Annotated in this window: 16 protein-coding genes; all 16 read left to right on the plus strand. The window is 64.6% G+C overall.

Annotated features, from left to right (window positions below; translation table 11 throughout):
* The 16 genes from KXJ60_RS11550 to hflC all read left to right on the plus strand — a co-directional run bounded on the left by KXJ60_RS11550 (position 1) and on the right by hflC (position 16,651).
* Positions 1-1,011, plus strand: coding sequence for an RluA family pseudouridine synthase (locus tag KXJ60_RS11550; RefSeq protein ID WP_291127356.1), 1,011 nt, complete (start codon positions 1-3; stop codon positions 1,009-1,011).
* A 200-nt stretch (positions 1,012-1,211) separates the two neighbouring features.
* On the plus strand, positions 1,212-1,943 hold the full coding sequence (gene scpB, locus KXJ60_RS11555; RefSeq protein ID WP_291127358.1) for an SMC-Scp complex subunit ScpB: 732 nt from the start codon (positions 1,212-1,214) through the stop codon (positions 1,941-1,943).
* Positions 1,909-3,264 carry a pseudouridine synthase gene (locus KXJ60_RS11560; RefSeq protein ID WP_291127359.1) on the plus strand — a complete coding sequence of 452 codons (1,356 nt, stop codon included), beginning with the start codon at positions 1,909-1,911 and terminating at the stop codon, positions 3,262-3,264. The genes scpB and KXJ60_RS11560 overlap by 35 nt, the downstream gene beginning before the upstream one ends.
* A 114-nt stretch (positions 3,265-3,378) precedes the next feature.
* On the plus strand, positions 3,379-3,804 hold the full coding sequence (ndk, locus tag KXJ60_RS11565) for a nucleoside-diphosphate kinase (protein ID WP_159593822.1): 426 nt from the start codon (positions 3,379-3,381) through the stop codon (positions 3,802-3,804).
* Between the two features lie 7 nt (positions 3,805-3,811).
* The gene (gene rlmN / locus KXJ60_RS11570; RefSeq protein ID WP_291127367.1) at positions 3,812-4,957 is read left to right on the plus strand and encodes a 23S rRNA (adenine(2503)-C(2))-methyltransferase RlmN; all 1,146 of its coding nucleotides are present in this window, start codon (positions 3,812-3,814) and stop codon (positions 4,955-4,957) included.
* Positions 4,954-5,820, plus strand: a complete 867-nt coding sequence (gene pilW, locus KXJ60_RS11575) for a type IV pilus biogenesis/stability protein PilW (protein ID WP_291127370.1) — start codon at positions 4,954-4,956, stop codon at positions 5,818-5,820. Before rlmN ends, pilW begins: the two co-directional genes overlap by 4 nt.
* Complete coding sequence (locus tag KXJ60_RS11580) at positions 5,813-6,769, plus strand: RodZ domain-containing protein (RefSeq protein WP_291127373.1); 957 nt, start codon at positions 5,813-5,815, stop codon at positions 6,767-6,769. Before pilW ends, KXJ60_RS11580 begins: the two co-directional genes overlap by 8 nt.
* A 2-nt stretch (positions 6,770-6,771) precedes the next feature.
* Positions 6,772-8,052: a flavodoxin-dependent (E)-4-hydroxy-3-methylbut-2-enyl-diphosphate synthase gene (gene ispG / locus KXJ60_RS11585; protein WP_291127376.1), complete on the plus strand. Its 1,281-nt coding sequence runs from the start codon at positions 6,772-6,774 to the stop codon at positions 8,050-8,052.
* Positions 8,053-8,065: 13 nt separating this feature from the next.
* Positions 8,066-9,367, plus strand: a complete 1,302-nt coding sequence (gene hisS / locus KXJ60_RS11590) for a histidine--tRNA ligase (protein ID WP_291127379.1) — start codon at positions 8,066-8,068, stop codon at positions 9,365-9,367.
* A gap of 107 nt (positions 9,368-9,474) precedes the next feature.
* Entirely contained in the window at positions 9,475-10,140 is a 666-nt protein-coding gene (locus KXJ60_RS11595) for a tetratricopeptide repeat protein (RefSeq protein WP_291127382.1), read from the plus strand.
* A gap of 17 nt (positions 10,141-10,157) precedes the next feature.
* Positions 10,158-11,300: an outer membrane protein assembly factor BamB gene (bamB, locus tag KXJ60_RS11600; protein WP_291127385.1), complete on the plus strand. Its 1,143-nt coding sequence runs from the start codon at positions 10,158-10,160 to the stop codon at positions 11,298-11,300.
* A 49-nt stretch (positions 11,301-11,349) separates the two neighbouring features.
* On the plus strand, positions 11,350-12,684 hold the full coding sequence (gene der, locus KXJ60_RS11605) for a ribosome biogenesis GTPase Der (RefSeq protein WP_291127389.1): 1,335 nt from the start codon (positions 11,350-11,352) through the stop codon (positions 12,682-12,684).
* Between the two features lie 65 nt (positions 12,685-12,749).
* Positions 12,750-13,019: an RNA chaperone Hfq gene (hfq, locus tag KXJ60_RS11610; RefSeq protein WP_291127392.1), complete on the plus strand. Its 270-nt coding sequence runs from the start codon at positions 12,750-12,752 to the stop codon at positions 13,017-13,019.
* Positions 13,020-13,098: 79 nt separating this feature from the next.
* Positions 13,099-14,283, plus strand: coding sequence for a GTPase HflX (gene hflX / locus KXJ60_RS11615; RefSeq protein ID WP_291127394.1), 1,185 nt, complete (start codon positions 13,099-13,101; stop codon positions 14,281-14,283).
* Between the two features lie 134 nt (positions 14,284-14,417).
* Positions 14,418-15,731: an FtsH protease activity modulator HflK gene (gene hflK / locus KXJ60_RS11620; RefSeq protein WP_291127397.1), complete on the plus strand. Its 1,314-nt coding sequence runs from the start codon at positions 14,418-14,420 to the stop codon at positions 15,729-15,731.
* A gap of 26 nt (positions 15,732-15,757) precedes the next feature.
* Positions 15,758-16,651: a protease modulator HflC gene (gene hflC, locus KXJ60_RS11625; RefSeq protein WP_291127400.1), complete on the plus strand. Its 894-nt coding sequence runs from the start codon at positions 15,758-15,760 to the stop codon at positions 16,649-16,651.

A 16,651-nucleotide genomic window follows, 5' to 3' on the forward strand; every position in this document is an offset into this window, starting at 1 on the left:
ATGCAAGGGGACGACGTCGAGGGCTCCCCGATCAGTGACGAGTTCGCGCCCGACGTGGAAACGCGCGTCCTTGACGTGCCGCCTGACATGCACGGCTGGCGCATTGATCGTGCGCTGGCCAAGCTGATTCCCGAGTTCTCCCGGTCGTACCTGCAACAACTGATGTCTGACGGCGCTGTCGTCGTACGCGGTGCGGCCTTGCGCAAGCCTGCCGCGAAGATTGCTGCTGGTGATCGGTTGACTGTCGCTTTGCGGCCGACGCAGCAGGCGCAGGCCTTCGTGGCACAGCCCATGGCGCTGGATGTGGTCTTCGAAGACGCTCATTTGCTGGTGATCCAGAAGCCCGCCGGCCTGGTCGTACATCCCGCGGCAGGGCACTGGACCGGTACGCTGCTCAACGGTCTTCTGGCGCACCACAAACAGGCCGCCGACTTGCCGCGCGCCGGCATTGTTCATCGGCTCGACAAGGACACCTCCGGCCTCATGCTGGTGGGCAAGTCCCGTCAGGCCGCAGAGGCGCTGGTTCGGGCCATTGCCGCCCGCGAGGTCAGTCGCCAGTACCTGGCGCTTGCCCATGGTCGCTGGCAAGGCAGTGCCGAGAAGGGCGTCGATCAACCGATAGGCCGGGATGTGCACAACCGCCTTCGCATGTCGGTGGTGCGTCTGGACACTGGCGTTGGCAAGGCCGCGCAGACCACCTTCCGCCTGCTCGACGGTTCAGACTCCGCCTGCCTGGTGGCCTGCAAGCTCCATACAGGGCGCACGCATCAGATTCGGGTCCACATGGCGTGGCTTGGGCATCCGCTCGCCGGGGACACGCTGTACGGGGGGCGTGCGGTGTGGGGGATGCCGCGACAGGCGCTTCATGCGGTGCGTTTGACGCTGCAACATCCCGTGACCGGTGCGACGCTCACGTTTCGCTCGAATCCACCGCCTGACATGCTGCTGGCGATCGAACAGAGTGGGCTCCGCTACAATTCAGCCAGCGTTGACGGCGATTTCCCGGGGTGAGCGTTGCCGAGCCAGCCGCCCTTGCGAACTCGAGTCAAGGCCCCGATACCACCCCCGATACCTGGCCCGGCAGGCGTGCCGAATGTGTACACGCGTCACGCGCCGACGGATGCCACCGTCCTCGCCGGTTTGACTGCGACGGGTCCCGTACCCATCCCTGCACCGTCCCGGTCACGACCGGTTTTTGACAGACTGACACCATGAACACCACGGATGCCAAGCGCGTCCTCGAGACGGCGTTGATCTGCGCACCCCAGCCGCTGTCTGTGCGGGAACTCGGGACGCTCTTTGACGCCGAGATCTCGGCGGATACGTTGAAAATCTTGCTGGCCGATCTTCAGCTCGAATGGACGGGGCGTGGGGTTGAGCTCGTTCAGGTCGCCAGTGGCTGGCGCTTTCAAAGCCGTCCCGAGCTTCGTCCCTATCTCGACCGCCTGCATCCCGAGAAGCCGCCGCGCTACAGCCGGGCAACGCTGGAAACGCTTGCGATCATCGCCTACCGCCAGCCGGTGACCCGGGGGGATATGGAGGACATCCGCGGCGTGACGATCAACTCGCTCATCCTCAAGCAGCTCGAAGACCGCGGCTGGGTAGAGGTCATCGGGCACCGTGAAACCGTGGGCCGGCCCGCGCTCTTTGCGACCACGCGGCAGTTTCTGGACGATCTGGGCTTGTCTTCTCTTGATCAACTGCCTCCCCTGGAAGGCAGCAATGTTCAAGAGTCGGCTTTGGGTCGGCTGGACTTCGATGCACTTTCCGCGAATGTGTCGTCGGCCGAAGCCGAGGCACCCGATGCCGACGATCCAGATCCATCCACCGTTGTGACAGACGACCAGCCAGCAGCCCTTACCAGCGAATCCGATCCGCAGAGCTCGGATTCCATCACCCAGGACGATCATGAATCCGGCGAACACCCCTCCCGCAACGCCTGAGTCGGCCGCTGGCCCAGTGCCCTCAGTGCCCTCAGTGCCCTCGGTAGCCATTGAGTCCGCCAATGAGGCCGTCGGGCCCGCTGCCGTGACCGACGTTCCCTCCGGTGCGCCGGCAGCCGATGCCCTGGGTTTTGAAGATGTGGTGAGCGGCGCCTTTGATGCAGAGCAAGAGCAAGACCTGCCCTTGCCGGTCAAGCGCGTGCTCGCACCCCAGGCGGAGTCGCCCAAGCTGCACAAGGTGCTCGCGCAAGCGGGCATGGGCTCGCGCCTGGAGATGGAGCAGCTCATTCTCGAAGGACGCATCTCCGTCAATGGCGAGCCCGCGCACATCGGGCAGCGCATTCAGTTCGGCGATGTGATCAAGGTCAACGGCAAGCCCGTGCGCGTGCGCATGACCCCGCCGCCGCCGCGGGTGCTGGCATACCACAAACCCGCGGGCGAGGTGGTGTCCCACGACGACCCCCAGAACCGCCCCACGGTATTCCGTCGTCTGCCCAGGCTCATGCAGGGCAAGTGGCAGTCGGTGGGTCGGCTTGACCTGAACACCGAGGGGCTGCTGCTGCTGACCAACTCCGGTGAGCTGGCCAACCGGTTGATGCATCCCCGCTTTGGCTTGCAGCGTGAATACGCTGTGCGTGTGCTCGGTGCGCTGTCGAACGAAGAGAAGCAGCGGCTGCTCGACGGCGTGAAGCTGGACGACGGCGTGGCGCAGTTCGCATCCATCGAAGACGGTGGAGGTGAGGGTGCCAATTGCTGGTACCGGGTGACGATCGGTGAAGGCCGCAACCGGGAAGTGCGCCGCATGTTCGAGGCCGTGGGCCATGCCGTGAGCCGTTTGATCCGGATCCGTTACGGAGCGGTCATGCTTCCCCGCGGTCTCAAGCGGGGTGTGTGGCTCGAGCTGGATGACCGTGACATTGGTCGACTGACCGCTGCCGCAGGGCTCGTCGACGCCGACGAGCCGAGGGCGCCGCGCCCGGGTGGTCGTCACCCGGCCCAGCGTGGCAAGCAGAACGGCAAGGCGGGCCGCAGCCAGGGCAAGCCACCGGGAAGCCGCGCGGAGAGCCCCGGCTTCGGAGATCGCCGCAGCAGCAGCGGCTACGGCATGGGTGCGCCGTCAGGCGCCAAGCCGCGCGGTGGCAGAGGCGGCAAAGGTCCGGGCGCTGCCGGCGCAGGCGCGCAACCAGATCCCATGAAGACATCATTCGGTTATATCGGGCAGGACGCCTTGCAGCGGCGGCGCGATCAGGAGGCCGGGCGAGGCGGGCCACCGGGTGGTTCGCGGCGCCGCGGCAACGGAGGGCGGTCCGGCGGCCGCTGACACCGAGCGCTCAACTGAACCCACCATGCCTCGTCGGGCAGCCAATGTAGAATCGTGGGCTTTGTAAGGCCACCGAGGCCTTGGCAGATTCACCCCAATAACTTCAGGATTTCTATGGCCATCGAACGCACCCTCTCGATCATCAAGCCCGACGCCGTTGCCAAGAACGTCATCGGCCAGATTTACGCCCGTTTTGAAGCTGCTGGCCTCAAGGTCGTGGCGGCCCGCATGGCACATCTGTCGCGTGGTGAGGCCGAAGCTTTCTACGCTGTGCACAAGGAGCGCCCCTTCTTCAAGGACCTCGTCGACTTCATGATCTCGGGCCCCGTGATGATCCAGGCGCTGGAAGGCGAAGGCGCGATTGCCAAAAACCGCGACCTGATGGGCGCGACCGACCCGAAGAAGGCGGCTGCCGGCACCATCCGCGCCGACTTTGCTGACAGCATCGACGCCAACGCGGTTCACGGCTCCGACGCGCCTGAAACGGCTGCCGCCGAAGTGGCATTCTTCTTCGCCGGCCTCAACGTCTATTCGCGTTGATCATGGTATGACGGCCAATCTGCTCGACTTCGATCTCGAGGGTTTGGCCGCCTTTTGCGAGCAGCTGGGCGAGAAGCGCTTTCGCGCTGTCCAGTTGTTTCGCTGGATTCATCAAAAGGGGGCATCTGACTTTGCGCAGATGACCGACCTGGCCCGCAGCTTGCGCGACAAGCTGCCGGGTGTTTGCACCATCACCGACTTGCCAGTGCTCTCGCGGCAGGACTCCGCGGACGGCACGATCAAATGGCTGTTCGACGTGGGGGGTGGCAACGCCGTCGAAACGGTGTTCATTCCGGAAGAAGACCGCGGCACGCTGTGCATCTCATCGCAAGCCGGGTGCGCTGTGGGGTGCAGGTTTTGTTCGACAGGCCACCAGGGTTTCTCGCGTAACCTCACCACAGGCGAAATTCTGGCCCAGCTCTGGCATGCCGAGCATTTTCTACGGTGCCATCTGAAGCGCGCTGAACGTGTCATCACCAACGTGGTCATGATGGGCATGGGCGAACCGCTGCAAAACTACAACGCGCTCGTACCCGCGCTGCGCACGATGCTGGATGACCACGGCTACGGCCTGTCGCGTCGCCGAGTGACGGTGTCCACCTCGGGTGTGGTTCCGATGATCGACCGTCTGGCGCAGGACTGCCCCGTGGCCCTGGCGGTTTCGCTGCACGCGCCCAACGATGCGCTGCGCGATGATCTCGTGCCCCTCAACCGCAAATACCCCATCGCGGAACTGCTCGATGCCTGCCTGCGCTACCTGCCGGCTGCGCCGCGCGACTTCATCACCTTTGAGTACTGCATGCTCGATGGCGTGAACGACCAGCCCGAGCATGCGCGCGAACTGCTCGCCTTGATTCAGCGCCATGGCGAGCGCGGCGTGCCGTGCAAGATCAACCTGATCCCTTTCAACCCGTTTCCCGATTCGGGCTTGACCTGCTCGCCCCGTGCGGTGGTGCAGCGCTTTGCGCAGGTGCTCACCGAAGCTGGCGTGGTCACCACCGTGCGCAAGACGCGCGGCGACGACATCGATGCCGCTTGCGGTCAGCTAGCGGGCGATGTGCTGGACCGCACCAACGCCGCGCAGCGTCTGGCGCAACGCCGTCAGGTGACCGAACATCCCATCCGTTTCGTTCAACAGGAAAGGCCGGCATGACACAAGCGATCCGCATCGGGTTTGGGGGGCGCCGCATCAGCGCTTTGCCGCGGGGGATGTTGTGGGTTCTGGCGCTGTCGTTCGGGCTGGCCTTCCTGACGGGCTGCGCCCAGACGAGGGGTTTGCCCGCCACCACGGCGGCAGCCGTGGCCAGCGGCACGGAGCCGGTGACCGAGTCGGACGAGCCCGAGGCGCGAAAACGCGCGCGCATTCGAGTCGAGCTGGCATCGAGCTATTTCGAACAAGGGCAGACCACGGTGGCGCTGGACGAGATCAAGCTCGCGCTGGGCAACGATCCCAACTACGCGCCGGCGTACACGCTGCGTGGTCTTGTGTACGCCCGGCTCAATGAGCTGAGACTGGCTGAAGAAAGTTTCAAGCGCGCTCAGCTGCTCAGCCCGCGTGATCCCGACGTGCTCCACCATTACGGTCTTTTCGCGTGTCAGCAGGGACGCTATCCGCAAGCGGTCGAACTCTTCCAGCAGGCGCTGGCCAGCCCCGTGTATGGCGGACAGGCGAAGACGCTGATGGCCAAAGGTATCTGCCAGGTGCGCGCTGCCCAGTTTCCCGAGGCAGAGGGCAGCCTGGCCCGCTCATACGAGCTCGATCCCGGCAACCCCATCACGGCCTACAACCTGGCCGCGTTGCAGTTCCGTCGGGGCGACACCGCGAAGGCGCAGTTCACGATCCGGCGCTTGAACAACACCGAGTTGGCCAATGCCGAGACCTTGTGGCTGGGCATCAAGGTCGAGCAACGCCTGGGCAACACCGAGGCCATGGCACAGCTGGCGCAGCAACTGGGCCGCCGGTACCCCGAATCGAGGGAGTGGGCGTCCTACCAACGGAGAGCATTTGATGAGTGAGGTGTTTGCCAACGAAGGTGCGCCGTCAGCAGGCGAAGGCCATGCGAGGCCCGTTTTGCTGCGTGCGGCGCGCGAGGCTGCGGGTCTGCACATCGGGGCATTGGCGGCGGCGCTCAAAGTCCCGGTGCGCAAGCTGGAGGCGCTGGAAGCCGGGCGCTACAGCGAGTTGCCCGATCTGACCTTCGCGCGCGCACTGGCGTCAAGCGTTTGCCGACACCTCAAGATCGACGCCGCACCGATCCTGGAGCAGATACCACAAGGGGTGAAGACCGAGCTGGGCGGGCCTCGCAATGGCATCAATGCGCGGTTTCAGCCTGCGCACGATCCCGCGCCGCTGAATCCGCTGGGCTGGTTGTCCCGGCCAGCGCTGCTGGCCGCCATTGTGTTGCTGCTGGGCGCATTGGTGATCGTTTTCATGCCCCGTCTGGAAGACGCGTCGTCCCTGCCGGCGAGCGCTGCCAACGTGGTGACACCGGTCGAGACGGCGGAACCTGTGGCCGCCGTGGAGCCCGTGCCGAGCCAGGAGCCCGCACCCGCTGGCACGGCTGGCGCGCCGTCCGACGCGGTGCCGATGTCGTCACCCGCGGTGGCGCCTGCCGTTTCCGCCACTGCGGCGCCTTCCACCGCTGCACCGGGGCCGGCTGCTGCTGCCGCCGCGGAAAGCGTTGCTGCAGTGGCCGCGCCAGTACCTTCCACTCCTGCAGCTGGCGCCAATGCGCTGCTCACCATCTCCGCCACGGGGGAGTCGTGGGTCGAGGTGGTGAATGGCGCGGGCAGTGTGGTGATCCAGCGTGTGCTGCAAGCGGGCGATTCGGTCGATTTTTCCAGTGCACCGCCGTACACCGTTGTTCTGGGGCGTGCGGAGGCCGCGCAGGTGACCGTGAGAGGCAAGCCCTTTGATGTGACCCGCCATGTTCGCAACAGCGTGGCCCGCTTCGAGGTGAAATAAGCATGGACAGCCAGCGAGAAGCCACCGCTTCGTGTGATCCCATCCCTGTGTCGGCCGCGCGCACGCGCCGCACCCGGCAGGGGGTGGTGGCGTGGGGTGATCACCGGGTGACCGTGGGTGGCGACGCACCGGTTCGCGTGCAATCCATGACCAACACCGACACCGCCGATGCCGTAGGCACCGCGATTCAGGTGAAAGAACTGGCGCTGGCCGGCTCCGAGCTGGTCCGCATCACCGTCAACAACGACGAGGCCGCGCAGGCCGTGCCGTACATCCGCGAGCAGCTCGACCGGATGGGCGTGAACGTGCCACTGATCGGTGACTTTCACTACAACGGCCATCGGTTGCTGACCGATCATCCGGCGTGTGCCCAGGCGCTTTCCAAATACCGCATCAACCCCGGCAATGTGGGGCGTGGCGACAAGGGCGACCGTCAGTTCGCGCAGATGGTGGAGATCGCGGCCAGGTACGACAAGGCCATCCGCATCGGCGTGAACTGGGGCAGCCTGGACCAGGATCTTCTGGCCCGTTTGATGGATGAGAACGCCGCCCGCAGTGTTCCCTGGGAAGCACGCCAGGTCATGTACGAGGCGCTGATCCGGTCGGCGCTGGATTCTGCGAAACGGGCTGAAGAGATTGGCCTGAACGGCAACAACATCGTGCTGTCCTGCAAGGTCAGCGGGGTGCAGGATCTGATTGCCGTGTACCAGGCGCTGGCGCAGCGCTGCGACTACGCCTTGCACCTGGGCTTGACCGAAGCCGGCATGGGCACCAAGGGCGCAGTGGCTTCGGCCGCCGCGCTCTCGGTGCTATTGCAGCAGGGCATTGGCGACACCATTCGCGTCTCGCTCACGCCTCAACCGGGCGAGGCCCGGACGCAAGAGGTGGTGATTGCGCTGGAGATCCTTCAGGCGCTGGGCATGCGCGCGTTTGTTCCGTCGGTCACGGCATGCCCGGGTTGCGGCCGCACCACCAGCACCACTTTCCAGGAACTTGCCAAGCAGATTGACGACTACCTGCGCAGTTCCATGCCCGTGTGGCGTGCGCGCTACCCAGGCGTCGAGAACCTCAAGGTGGCTGTGATGGGCTGTATCGTGAACGGCCCCGGCGAGAGCAAGCACGCCGACATCGGCATCAGCCTGCCCGGGACGGGTGAGGCTCCCGCCGCACCGATCTTTATCGACGGCCAGAAGGCCATGACGCTTCGTGGTGCGGGCATCGCCAGCGAGTTCCAGACGATCGTCGAAAACTACATAGAAAAACGGTTCGGCACCCACGCCTGATCCGCACGACACCATGGCCGAGAAACTGAGCGCCGTCAAAGGCATGAACGACATCGCCCCTCCCGCGTCCGCGCACTGGGAGTGGCTGGAAGACATCTTGCGAACGCTGATGCGCCGCTACGGCTACCGCAACCTGCGCACGCCCATCGTGGAGCCCACGGCGCTGTTCGTGCGGGGACTGGGGGAGGTCACGGACATCGTCGAGAAGGAGATGTACTCCTTCGAGGACCGTCTCAACGGCGAGCAGCTGACGCTGAGACCCGAAAACACCGCTGGCGTGGTGCGCGCCGCGCTGGAGCACTCCTTGCTGTACGACGGTGGCAAGCGCCTGTACTACATGGGCCCCATGTTCCGCCACGAGCGTCCCCAACGCGGCCGCTATCGCCAGTTCCACCAGTTTGGCGCCGAAGCCCTGGGCTTTGCGGGGCCCGATGTCGATGCCGAGCTCATCGTGCTGGCCTGCGATCTCTGGGCTGCGCTGGGCCTCACCGGAATCGAGCTCGAGATCAACAGCCTGGGACAACCCACGGAGCGTCTGGCGCACCGCCAGGCATTGATCGCCTACCTTGAGGCTCACGTCGACCAGCTCGACGAAGAGGCCAGGCGCCGTTTGCACAGCAATCCCTTGCGCATCCTGGACACCAAGAACCCGGCCATGCAGGACCTCGTCAACGCTGCGCCGCGACTGATGGATCACCTGGGTGCTGCGTCGCTCGATCATTTCAATCGCCTTCGCTCGCTGCTGGACGCGCATGGTGTGTCCTACCGCATCAACCCCCGGTTGGTGCGCGGCATGGACTACTACAACCTCTCGGTGTTCGAGTTCGTCACCACGCAGCTCGGCTCGCAGGGCACGGTGTGCGCGGGCGGGCGGTACGACGGTCTGTTCGAGCAGATCGGGGGCAAGGCAGCGCCTGCGGTCGGCTGGGCACTGGGCATGGAACGCATTCTGGAGCTGCTCAAGGAGCAGGGCCTTCTGCCCGAGCAGCCAGCGCCAGACGCCTACGCGGTGGTGCCGGACGCAGCGCGCGTTCCGCAAGTGATGCCCGTGCTGCGGCAGTTGCGCCAACAAGGCGTCAACGTGCAGATGCATGCCGGCGGTGCGGACGGCATGGGCAGCATGAAGTCGCAGTTCAAGAAGGCCGACGCCAGCGGCGCCCGCTTCGCGCTGATCTTCGGCGAGCAGGAACTGGAGCAGGGCGCTGTGGCTCTCAAGGCGCTGCGCGGGCCGCGCCTGGAGGCTGTCGCTGAAGCGCAGAGCCTCTTGCCATTGAATGCCGTGGCTGACTGGGCAGCTCGGTTGCGCGGCGCTTGATCGGCCTGCCTTCGCATGTAAGGGCGCTCGGCAGATTGCCCGGAGTCGCCCGCCTACAATCCCCCGTTGCGCGCACGTCGCACGAACTTCTCAGCTGAGCAACGCATATGGCCAAACACCTCGACCTCGAAGAGCAGGAACAGATCGACCAGATCAAACACTTCTGGGCCCAGTACGGCAACTGGATCAGCTGGGTGCTCATCGTCGTCTTCGGTTCCTTCGCCGCCTGGAACGGCTGGAATTACTGGCAGCGTACCCAGGGCGTGAAGGCGGCTGCCTTGTACGACGAGGTCGATCGCGCCGTGCTGGCCCGCGATACCGAGCGGCTGGAGCGCGCACTGGCCGATCTGCAGTCCGGATTTGGTGGAACCACTTTCGCCAGCCAGGCCGCACTGCTCGCGGGCAAAACGCTCTTCGACGCCGGACAAGTCGACAAGGCCCGTGCCGCGCTGACATGGGCGTCCGAGAAATCCGGTGATCCGTCCTACAAGGCTGTTGCCCGCCTGCGTCTGGCCGCGCTGGATGTCGAGGCCCAGGCCTTCGATCAAGCCCTCAAGACGCTGGACGCATCGGTGCCGAAATCCTTCGAGCCTTTGGTGGCGGACCGGCGTGGTGATGTCCTGATGGCGCAGGGCAAGACCGACGAAGCGCGCGCGCAATACCAGGCGGCCTGGAAGGCCCTGGGCGAGCGCACCGAATACCGTCGGCTGGTGGAAGTAAAGCTCGCCGCCCTGGGCGTGGACGCCGCCAGCCTGTCCTCAACCGCACGCTGAACACCATGCCCATCTCCATGACCCGTTCTTACAAGCTGGTGTCTCGTCGCGCGCTGCCGGCTGCCCTGCTGGTGGCTGCCGCCTTTCTCTCGGCTTGCTCGTCAAGTCAAAAGAAGCCTCAGCCGGCGGAGTTGCCCCCGGTCGCCGCACTGATGGGCACGCAGCTGGCGTGGTCTGCCCAGATGGGCCCCAGCAACGCCTCGCTGGCCCCGCTTTTTGCAGCCGGGCGCGTTTTTGTGGCCAACAATGCCGGCGCGGTGGCTGCGCTGGATGCAGCCAACGGCAAAGACATCTGGCGCGTCAGCCTGGACACGCCCATCGCCGCGGGCGTCGGCTCGGATGGCCAAACGGCCGCCGTCATCACGCGCAACAACCAGTTGGTGGCAATGGCCGATGGGCGTGAGCTGTGGCGCGTTCGCCTGCCGGCCCGCTCCTTCACGAGTCCCCTCGTGGCCGGTCAGCGCGTCTTCGTGCTCACGGCCGACCGCACCGTCACAGCCTTCGATGGCAAGACCGGCGCGCGCTTGTGGAGCCAGAACCGTCCGGCCGAGCCACTGGTGCTCAGCCAGACCGGCGCTTTGCTGGCGGTTGGCGACACCCTGATTGCCGGCCTCTCGGGGCGACTGGTTGGTTTGAATCCCGACAACGGTGCGGTGCGCTGGGAGGTGCCCGTGGCGACGTCCCGCGGGACCAACGAGGTCGAACGCCTCGTTGACATCGTCGGGCCTGTGAGCCGTATTGGCAGCAGCGTGTGTGGGCGGGCCTATTCGGCCGCTGTGGGTTGCGTGGATGCCAGCCGCGGCACGCTCGTGTGGACCAAAGGTGCGCAGGGCACCACTGGCGTGCACGGTGACGATCGTCTGGTGTTCGGCAGCGAAGCCGACGGCGGATTTGTGGCCTGGCAACGTGCCACAGGCGAACCTGCCTGGCGTATTGATCGCCTGAAATACCGTGGGCTGAGTGCTCCGCTGGCCTTGGGCCGCGTGGTGGCCGTCGGTGACAGCCGTGGCCTCGTGCACCTCGTCTCGCGTGAAGATGGAAGCGAAATGACCCGCCTGACCACCGACGGCTCGGCCATTGAAGCCGCGCCCGTGCTGGCCGGCGACGCGCTGGTGGTGCAGACGCGCAATGGCGGCGTTTTCGCCTGGCGCCCCCAGTAATGCACACCGCGAACATCCCGTTCGTGATCGTCTGAACGAAAGCTTTTTTGTGAAACCCGTCATCGCCCTGGTGGGCCGGCCCAATGTGGGCAAGTCCACCCTGTTCAACCGCCTGACGAGTTCTCGCGACGCTATCGTGGCCGACTTTGCCGGCCTCACCCGGGATCGCCATTACGGCAGCGGCAAGCAAGGCCGGCGCGAATACATCGTGATCGACACGGGAGGCTTCGAGCCCGATGCCAGCGAGGGCATCTACAAGGAAATGGCCAAGCAGACGCGCCAGGCCGTGGCCGAGTCCGATGTGGTGATCTTTGTGGTGGATGCCCGCGCCGGTATCAGCGCCCAGGACCATGAAATTGCAGGTTACCTGCGCCGGCTGGGCAAGCCGACGCTGCTGGTGGCCAACAAGGCCGAGGGCATGACCCAAGGCCTGCAGTTGGTTGAGTTTTTCGAGCTGGGTCTTGGCGAGGTGATGCCCGTGTCGGGCGCGCACGGGCAGGGCGTTCGCTCCATGCTCGACGCCGCGCTGGAGCGCATCCCTGGGCTGCCGCCTGAGGACGAAGAAGAGCCGGAGGTGGAAACGGGTGTGATCCGTCTGGCGGTGGCCGGGCGCCCCAATGTGGGGAAGTCCACGCTGATCAACGCCTGGCTGGGCGAAGAGCGTCTGGTGGCCTTTGACTTGCCCGGGACCACCCGCGACGCGATTTCGGTGCCCTTTGAGCGTGCAGGCCAGAAATTCGAGTTGATCGACACGGCCGGCATCCGGCGCAAGGGCAGGGTGTTCGAGGCCATCGAAAAATTCTCGGTGGTCAAGACCCTGCAGGCGATCGAAAACGCCAATGTGGTGCTGTTGCTGCTGGACGCCACACAGGGCGTCACCGATCAGGACGCCCACATCGCCGGCTATGCGCTGGAAAGCGGCCGGGCCGTGGTTCTGGCCATCAACAAGTGGGACGCCGTGGACGCCTACCAGCGCGAGCAGATCGAGCGTCAGGTGGAAACCCGGCTCGCGTTTCTCAAGTTCGCTTCCCTGCACCTCATTTCCGCCCAGAAGCGCCAGGGCCTGGGCCCGGTCTGGAAATCCATCACCCAGGCGCATGCCTCGGCGATGCGCAAGATGTCCACGCCTGTGCTCACCCGCCTGCTGATGGAGGCGGTGGCGTTTCAGGCGCCCACACGCAGCGGCATGTTCCGCCCCAAGATGCGTTACGCGCACCAAGGCGGCATGAACCCGCCCGTGATCGTGATCCACGGCAACTCGCTGGAGAACGTGCCAGACGCCTACAAGCGCTTTCTGGAGGGTCGATTCCGCAAGGCGTTTGACCTGGTGGGAACACCCCTGCGGATCGAATTCAAGACGTCTGCCAACCCCTTCAAGGAATAGGAAATGGGGGGTGGAATCGGTCCGGCGCCGGTGCTGTGGTATGGTCCATTCCTCTTTAACTTCAGTTGAACACGGAGCATATCGTGAGCAATAACAAAGGCCAGCTCTTGCAAGACCCTTTCCTGAACCAGCTTCGCCGCGAGCATGTGCCCGTGTCGATTTATCTGGTCAACGGCATCAAATTGCAGGGTCAGATTGAGTCTTTTGACCAGTACGTGGTGTTGCTGCGCAATACCGTGACGCAAATGGTCTACAAGCACGCCATCTCCACCATCGTTCCAGGCCGCCCCGTGCAATTCTCGGCAGTTGGCGCGGACGAGCCATCGACCTCCTGATCTCCTTCTCGAATCGCACCCGCACCCTGCACCCGACTTGCGGGGCCGGCGGCGCTTTTCGCGCTGTCGTGACACCGATTTGAATTCACCCGCATCCTCGTCGCCTTCCACGCCATCGGTCATTTTGGTCGGGGTGGATTTTGGTGTCCCGCACTTTGATGCGGGTCTCGAAGAACTGGGTTTGCTCGCGCAAACTGCCGGTTATCGCGTGGCCGACCGGGTGAGCTGCAAACGCCGTGCGCCAGACCCCGCTCTGTTTGTGGGATCGGGCAAGGCGGATGAAATCAAGATGCTGGCGCAATCGACGGGCGCCACCGAGGTGCTCTTCGATCAGGCGTTAAGCCCCGCTCAACAGCGCAATCTTGAGCGGCATCTGGGCTTGCCAGTCAACGACCGCACCCTGTTGATCCTGGAAATATTCGCCCAGCGCGCCCGCAGCCACGAAGGCAAGCTGCAGGTGGAGCTGGCGCGGTTGCAATATCTGTCGACGCGCTTGGTGCGCCGCTGGTCTCACCTGGAGCGCCAGAGTGGTGGGATCGGCATGCGGGGTGGCCCCGGCGAAACGCAGATCGAGCTGGACCGCCGAATGATTGGCGAGGCCATCAAGCGCACCAAAGACCGGCTTGAAAAGGTGAAAAAGCAGCGCTCCACCCAGCGCCGCCAGCGAGAGCGTCGGGACACTTTCTCCATCTCACTGGTGGGCTACACGAACGCTGGCAAATCCTCGCTGTTCAATGGCCTGGTCAAAGCCCGTGCCTACGCGGCCAACCAGCTGTTTGCCACGCTGGATACCACCACCCGCCAGCTCTACCTGGGTGAGGCAGGGCGCTCGGTCTCGCTGTCCGATACGGTCGGATTCATTCGCGACCTGCCGCACGGGCTGGTGGACGCGTTCGCGGCCACGCTGCAGGAAGCGGCCGATGCGGACCTATTGCTGCATGTGGTGGACGCTTCCAACCCCTCGCATCCTGAGCAGATCGCATCGGTGCTGGGCGTCCTCAAAGACATTGGTGCCGACCAAGTGCCCCAGATACTGCTCTTCAACAAGCTCGACGCCATGGATGCCGCTTACGTTCCCCACGTTCTTGTGGATGCCATGGAACTGGAAGGCCAATCCGTTCCTCGTATCTTCGTCAGCGCCAAAGCAGGCACAGGTTTGCCTGAATTGCGGGCCTTGCTTGCTGACCACGTGATCGGGCGAAAAGGGGGGCTTCACCCCTTACCCCCCGGTCCACTGCCGGAAATCGATGAGTCGCTGTCTTGATTGGGCACAATGTGATGGTTTTGAATCGACAAAAGAGTTGGCTACCCATGGATGTGAATCTGCAAACCCCTCCTCCCGGTGCTTCGCAATCGGCCCGCTCTGCGTCTTCCCGCGGCTGGCGTGGGTTGCGGGGCATGTTCAACCTGAACGATCCGCGTTGGGGCAGGGGCGACGACGCCTCCCGCAATGAGGGACAGAAGGATGGCTCCGAAGCCGGGCGTGACGAAGATCGCAACGCGTCGCGCCCGCCGCGTGGGCAGGGTCCCAACCAGGGCCCACCTGACCTCGACGAACTCTGGCGCGACTTCAACCGCAAGCTCGGCGGGTTGCTCGGCAACAAGGGGCGCGGTGGCGGTCATGGTGGCGGCAACGGAACGGGTGGCGGTGGACCCGCTTTCAACCCCAGCCCAAAAACCGCTGGCATTGGCGTCGGCCTCATCGCTGGTGTGGCCCTCCTGATCTGGCTCGGCACGGGATTCTTCATCGTGCAAGAAGGTCAGCAGGCCGTGATCACCCAGTTCGGCAAGTACCACAGCTCGGTGGGGGCTGGTTTCAACTGGCGCTTGCCGTATCCCGTGCAGCGGCACGAGACGGTGTTCGTCACGCAAATCCGTTCCGTGGATGTCGGCCGTGACAACGTGGTGCCCGCCACCGGCTTGCGCGAGTCGGCCATGCTGACCCAAGACGAAAACATCGTCGAAATCAAGTTTGCCGTGCAGTACCGCCTGAATGATGCGCGTGCCTTCCTGTTCGAGAGCCGCGACCCGGATGCTGCGGTGGTCAAGGTGGCCGAAACGGCGGTACGCGAAGTGGTCGGCAAGATGAAGATGGATGCCGCGCTGGCAGAAGAGCGGGACCAGATCGCCCCCCGTGTGCGCAACTTGATGCAACAGATCCTGGATCGCTACAAGGTCGGTATCGAGGTGGTGGGCATCAACCTGCAGCAGGGCGGCGTACGGCCCCCGGAGCAGGTGCAGGCCTCCTTTGATGACGTGCTGAAGGCAGGACAGGAGCGCGAGCGTGCCAAGAACGAGGCACAGGCTTACGCCAACGACGTGGTGCCTCGCGCCCGTGGCGCGGCCTCGCGCCTGACCGAAGAGGCCGAAGGTTATCGCGCCCGCATCGTGGCGCAGGCAGAGGGTGATTCGCAGCGTTTCCGCTCGGTGCTTGCCGAGTACCAGAAGGCGCCCCAGGTGACGCGCGAGCGCATGTACACCGATGCGATGCAGGAGATCTACAGCAACGTGACCAAGGTGCTGGTCGATTCGAAGTCGGGCTCCAATTTGCTCTACCTTCCGCTGGACAAGATCATGCAGATGACGGGTCAGCCCGCTTCTGCATCGACACCTGCCGCCAGCTTGCCCGTGCCCAGCCCCACCACCACGCCGGCGCCCACCAGCCGCAGCATGGACAACGCGGCGCGCTCACGTGAGCGCGAGAGCCGCTGAGCCTCCGCAGCGATCAGAGAATCAACATGAACAAACTCGGTTTCATCATCACCTCCTTCATCGTGGCCCTGGCAATCGCCAGCTCCATGCTGTTCGTGGTGGACCAGCGCCAGTTCGGTGTGGTCTTCCAGCTGGGCCAGATCAAACAGGTCGTCACGGAGCCTGGCTTGAACTTCAAGCTGCCGCCGCCGTTTCAGAACGTGTCCTACATCGACAAGCGTCTGCTGACGCTGGAGAGCACGGACACCGAGCCCACGCTCACCGCTGAGAAGCAGCGCGTGGTGATCGACTGGTACGTTCGCTGGCGCATCAGCGAGCCGCAGGAGTACATCCGCAACGTCGGTATCAATGAGCGCGCCGGTGCGCTGCAGCTCAACCGGGTGGTGCGCAACTCCTTCCAGCAGGAAGTCAACAAGCGCACGGTGAACGAACTGCTGTCCACGCGCCGTGAGCAGCTCATGGAAGACGTCAAGCGCGAAGTGCTGGCCGCTGTGCGTGGGGCTGACAAGCCATGGGGCATGGACGTCGTTGACGTGCGGATCACGCGCGTGGACTACGCGGAAAGCATCACGGCATCGGTGTACCAGCGGATGGAGGCCGAGCGCAAGCGGGTGGCCAACGAACTCCGTTCAACCGGTTTTGCCGAGGGTGAGAAGATTCGCGCCGATGCCGACCGTCAGCGCGAAGTGATTGTTTCTGAGGCGTACCGCGATGCCCAGGCCATCAAGGGTGCCGGTGATGCCAAGGCGGCTGCAGCATTCTCCGATGCCTTCGGCCGGGACCCTGCGTTCGCCCAGTTCTATCGCAGCCTGGACGCTTACAAATCCAGTTTCTCCAGCAAGTCTGACGTGCTCGTGGTCGATCCATCGTCCGACTTCTTCAGGGGAATGCGCAGCAGCAACGTGGCGCCAGCGCGCTGA

Origin of the sequence: Hydrogenophaga sp. (genome assembly GCF_019264445.1) — a bacterium.
GTDB lineage: Bacteria > Pseudomonadota > Gammaproteobacteria > Burkholderiales > Burkholderiaceae_C > Hydrogenophaga.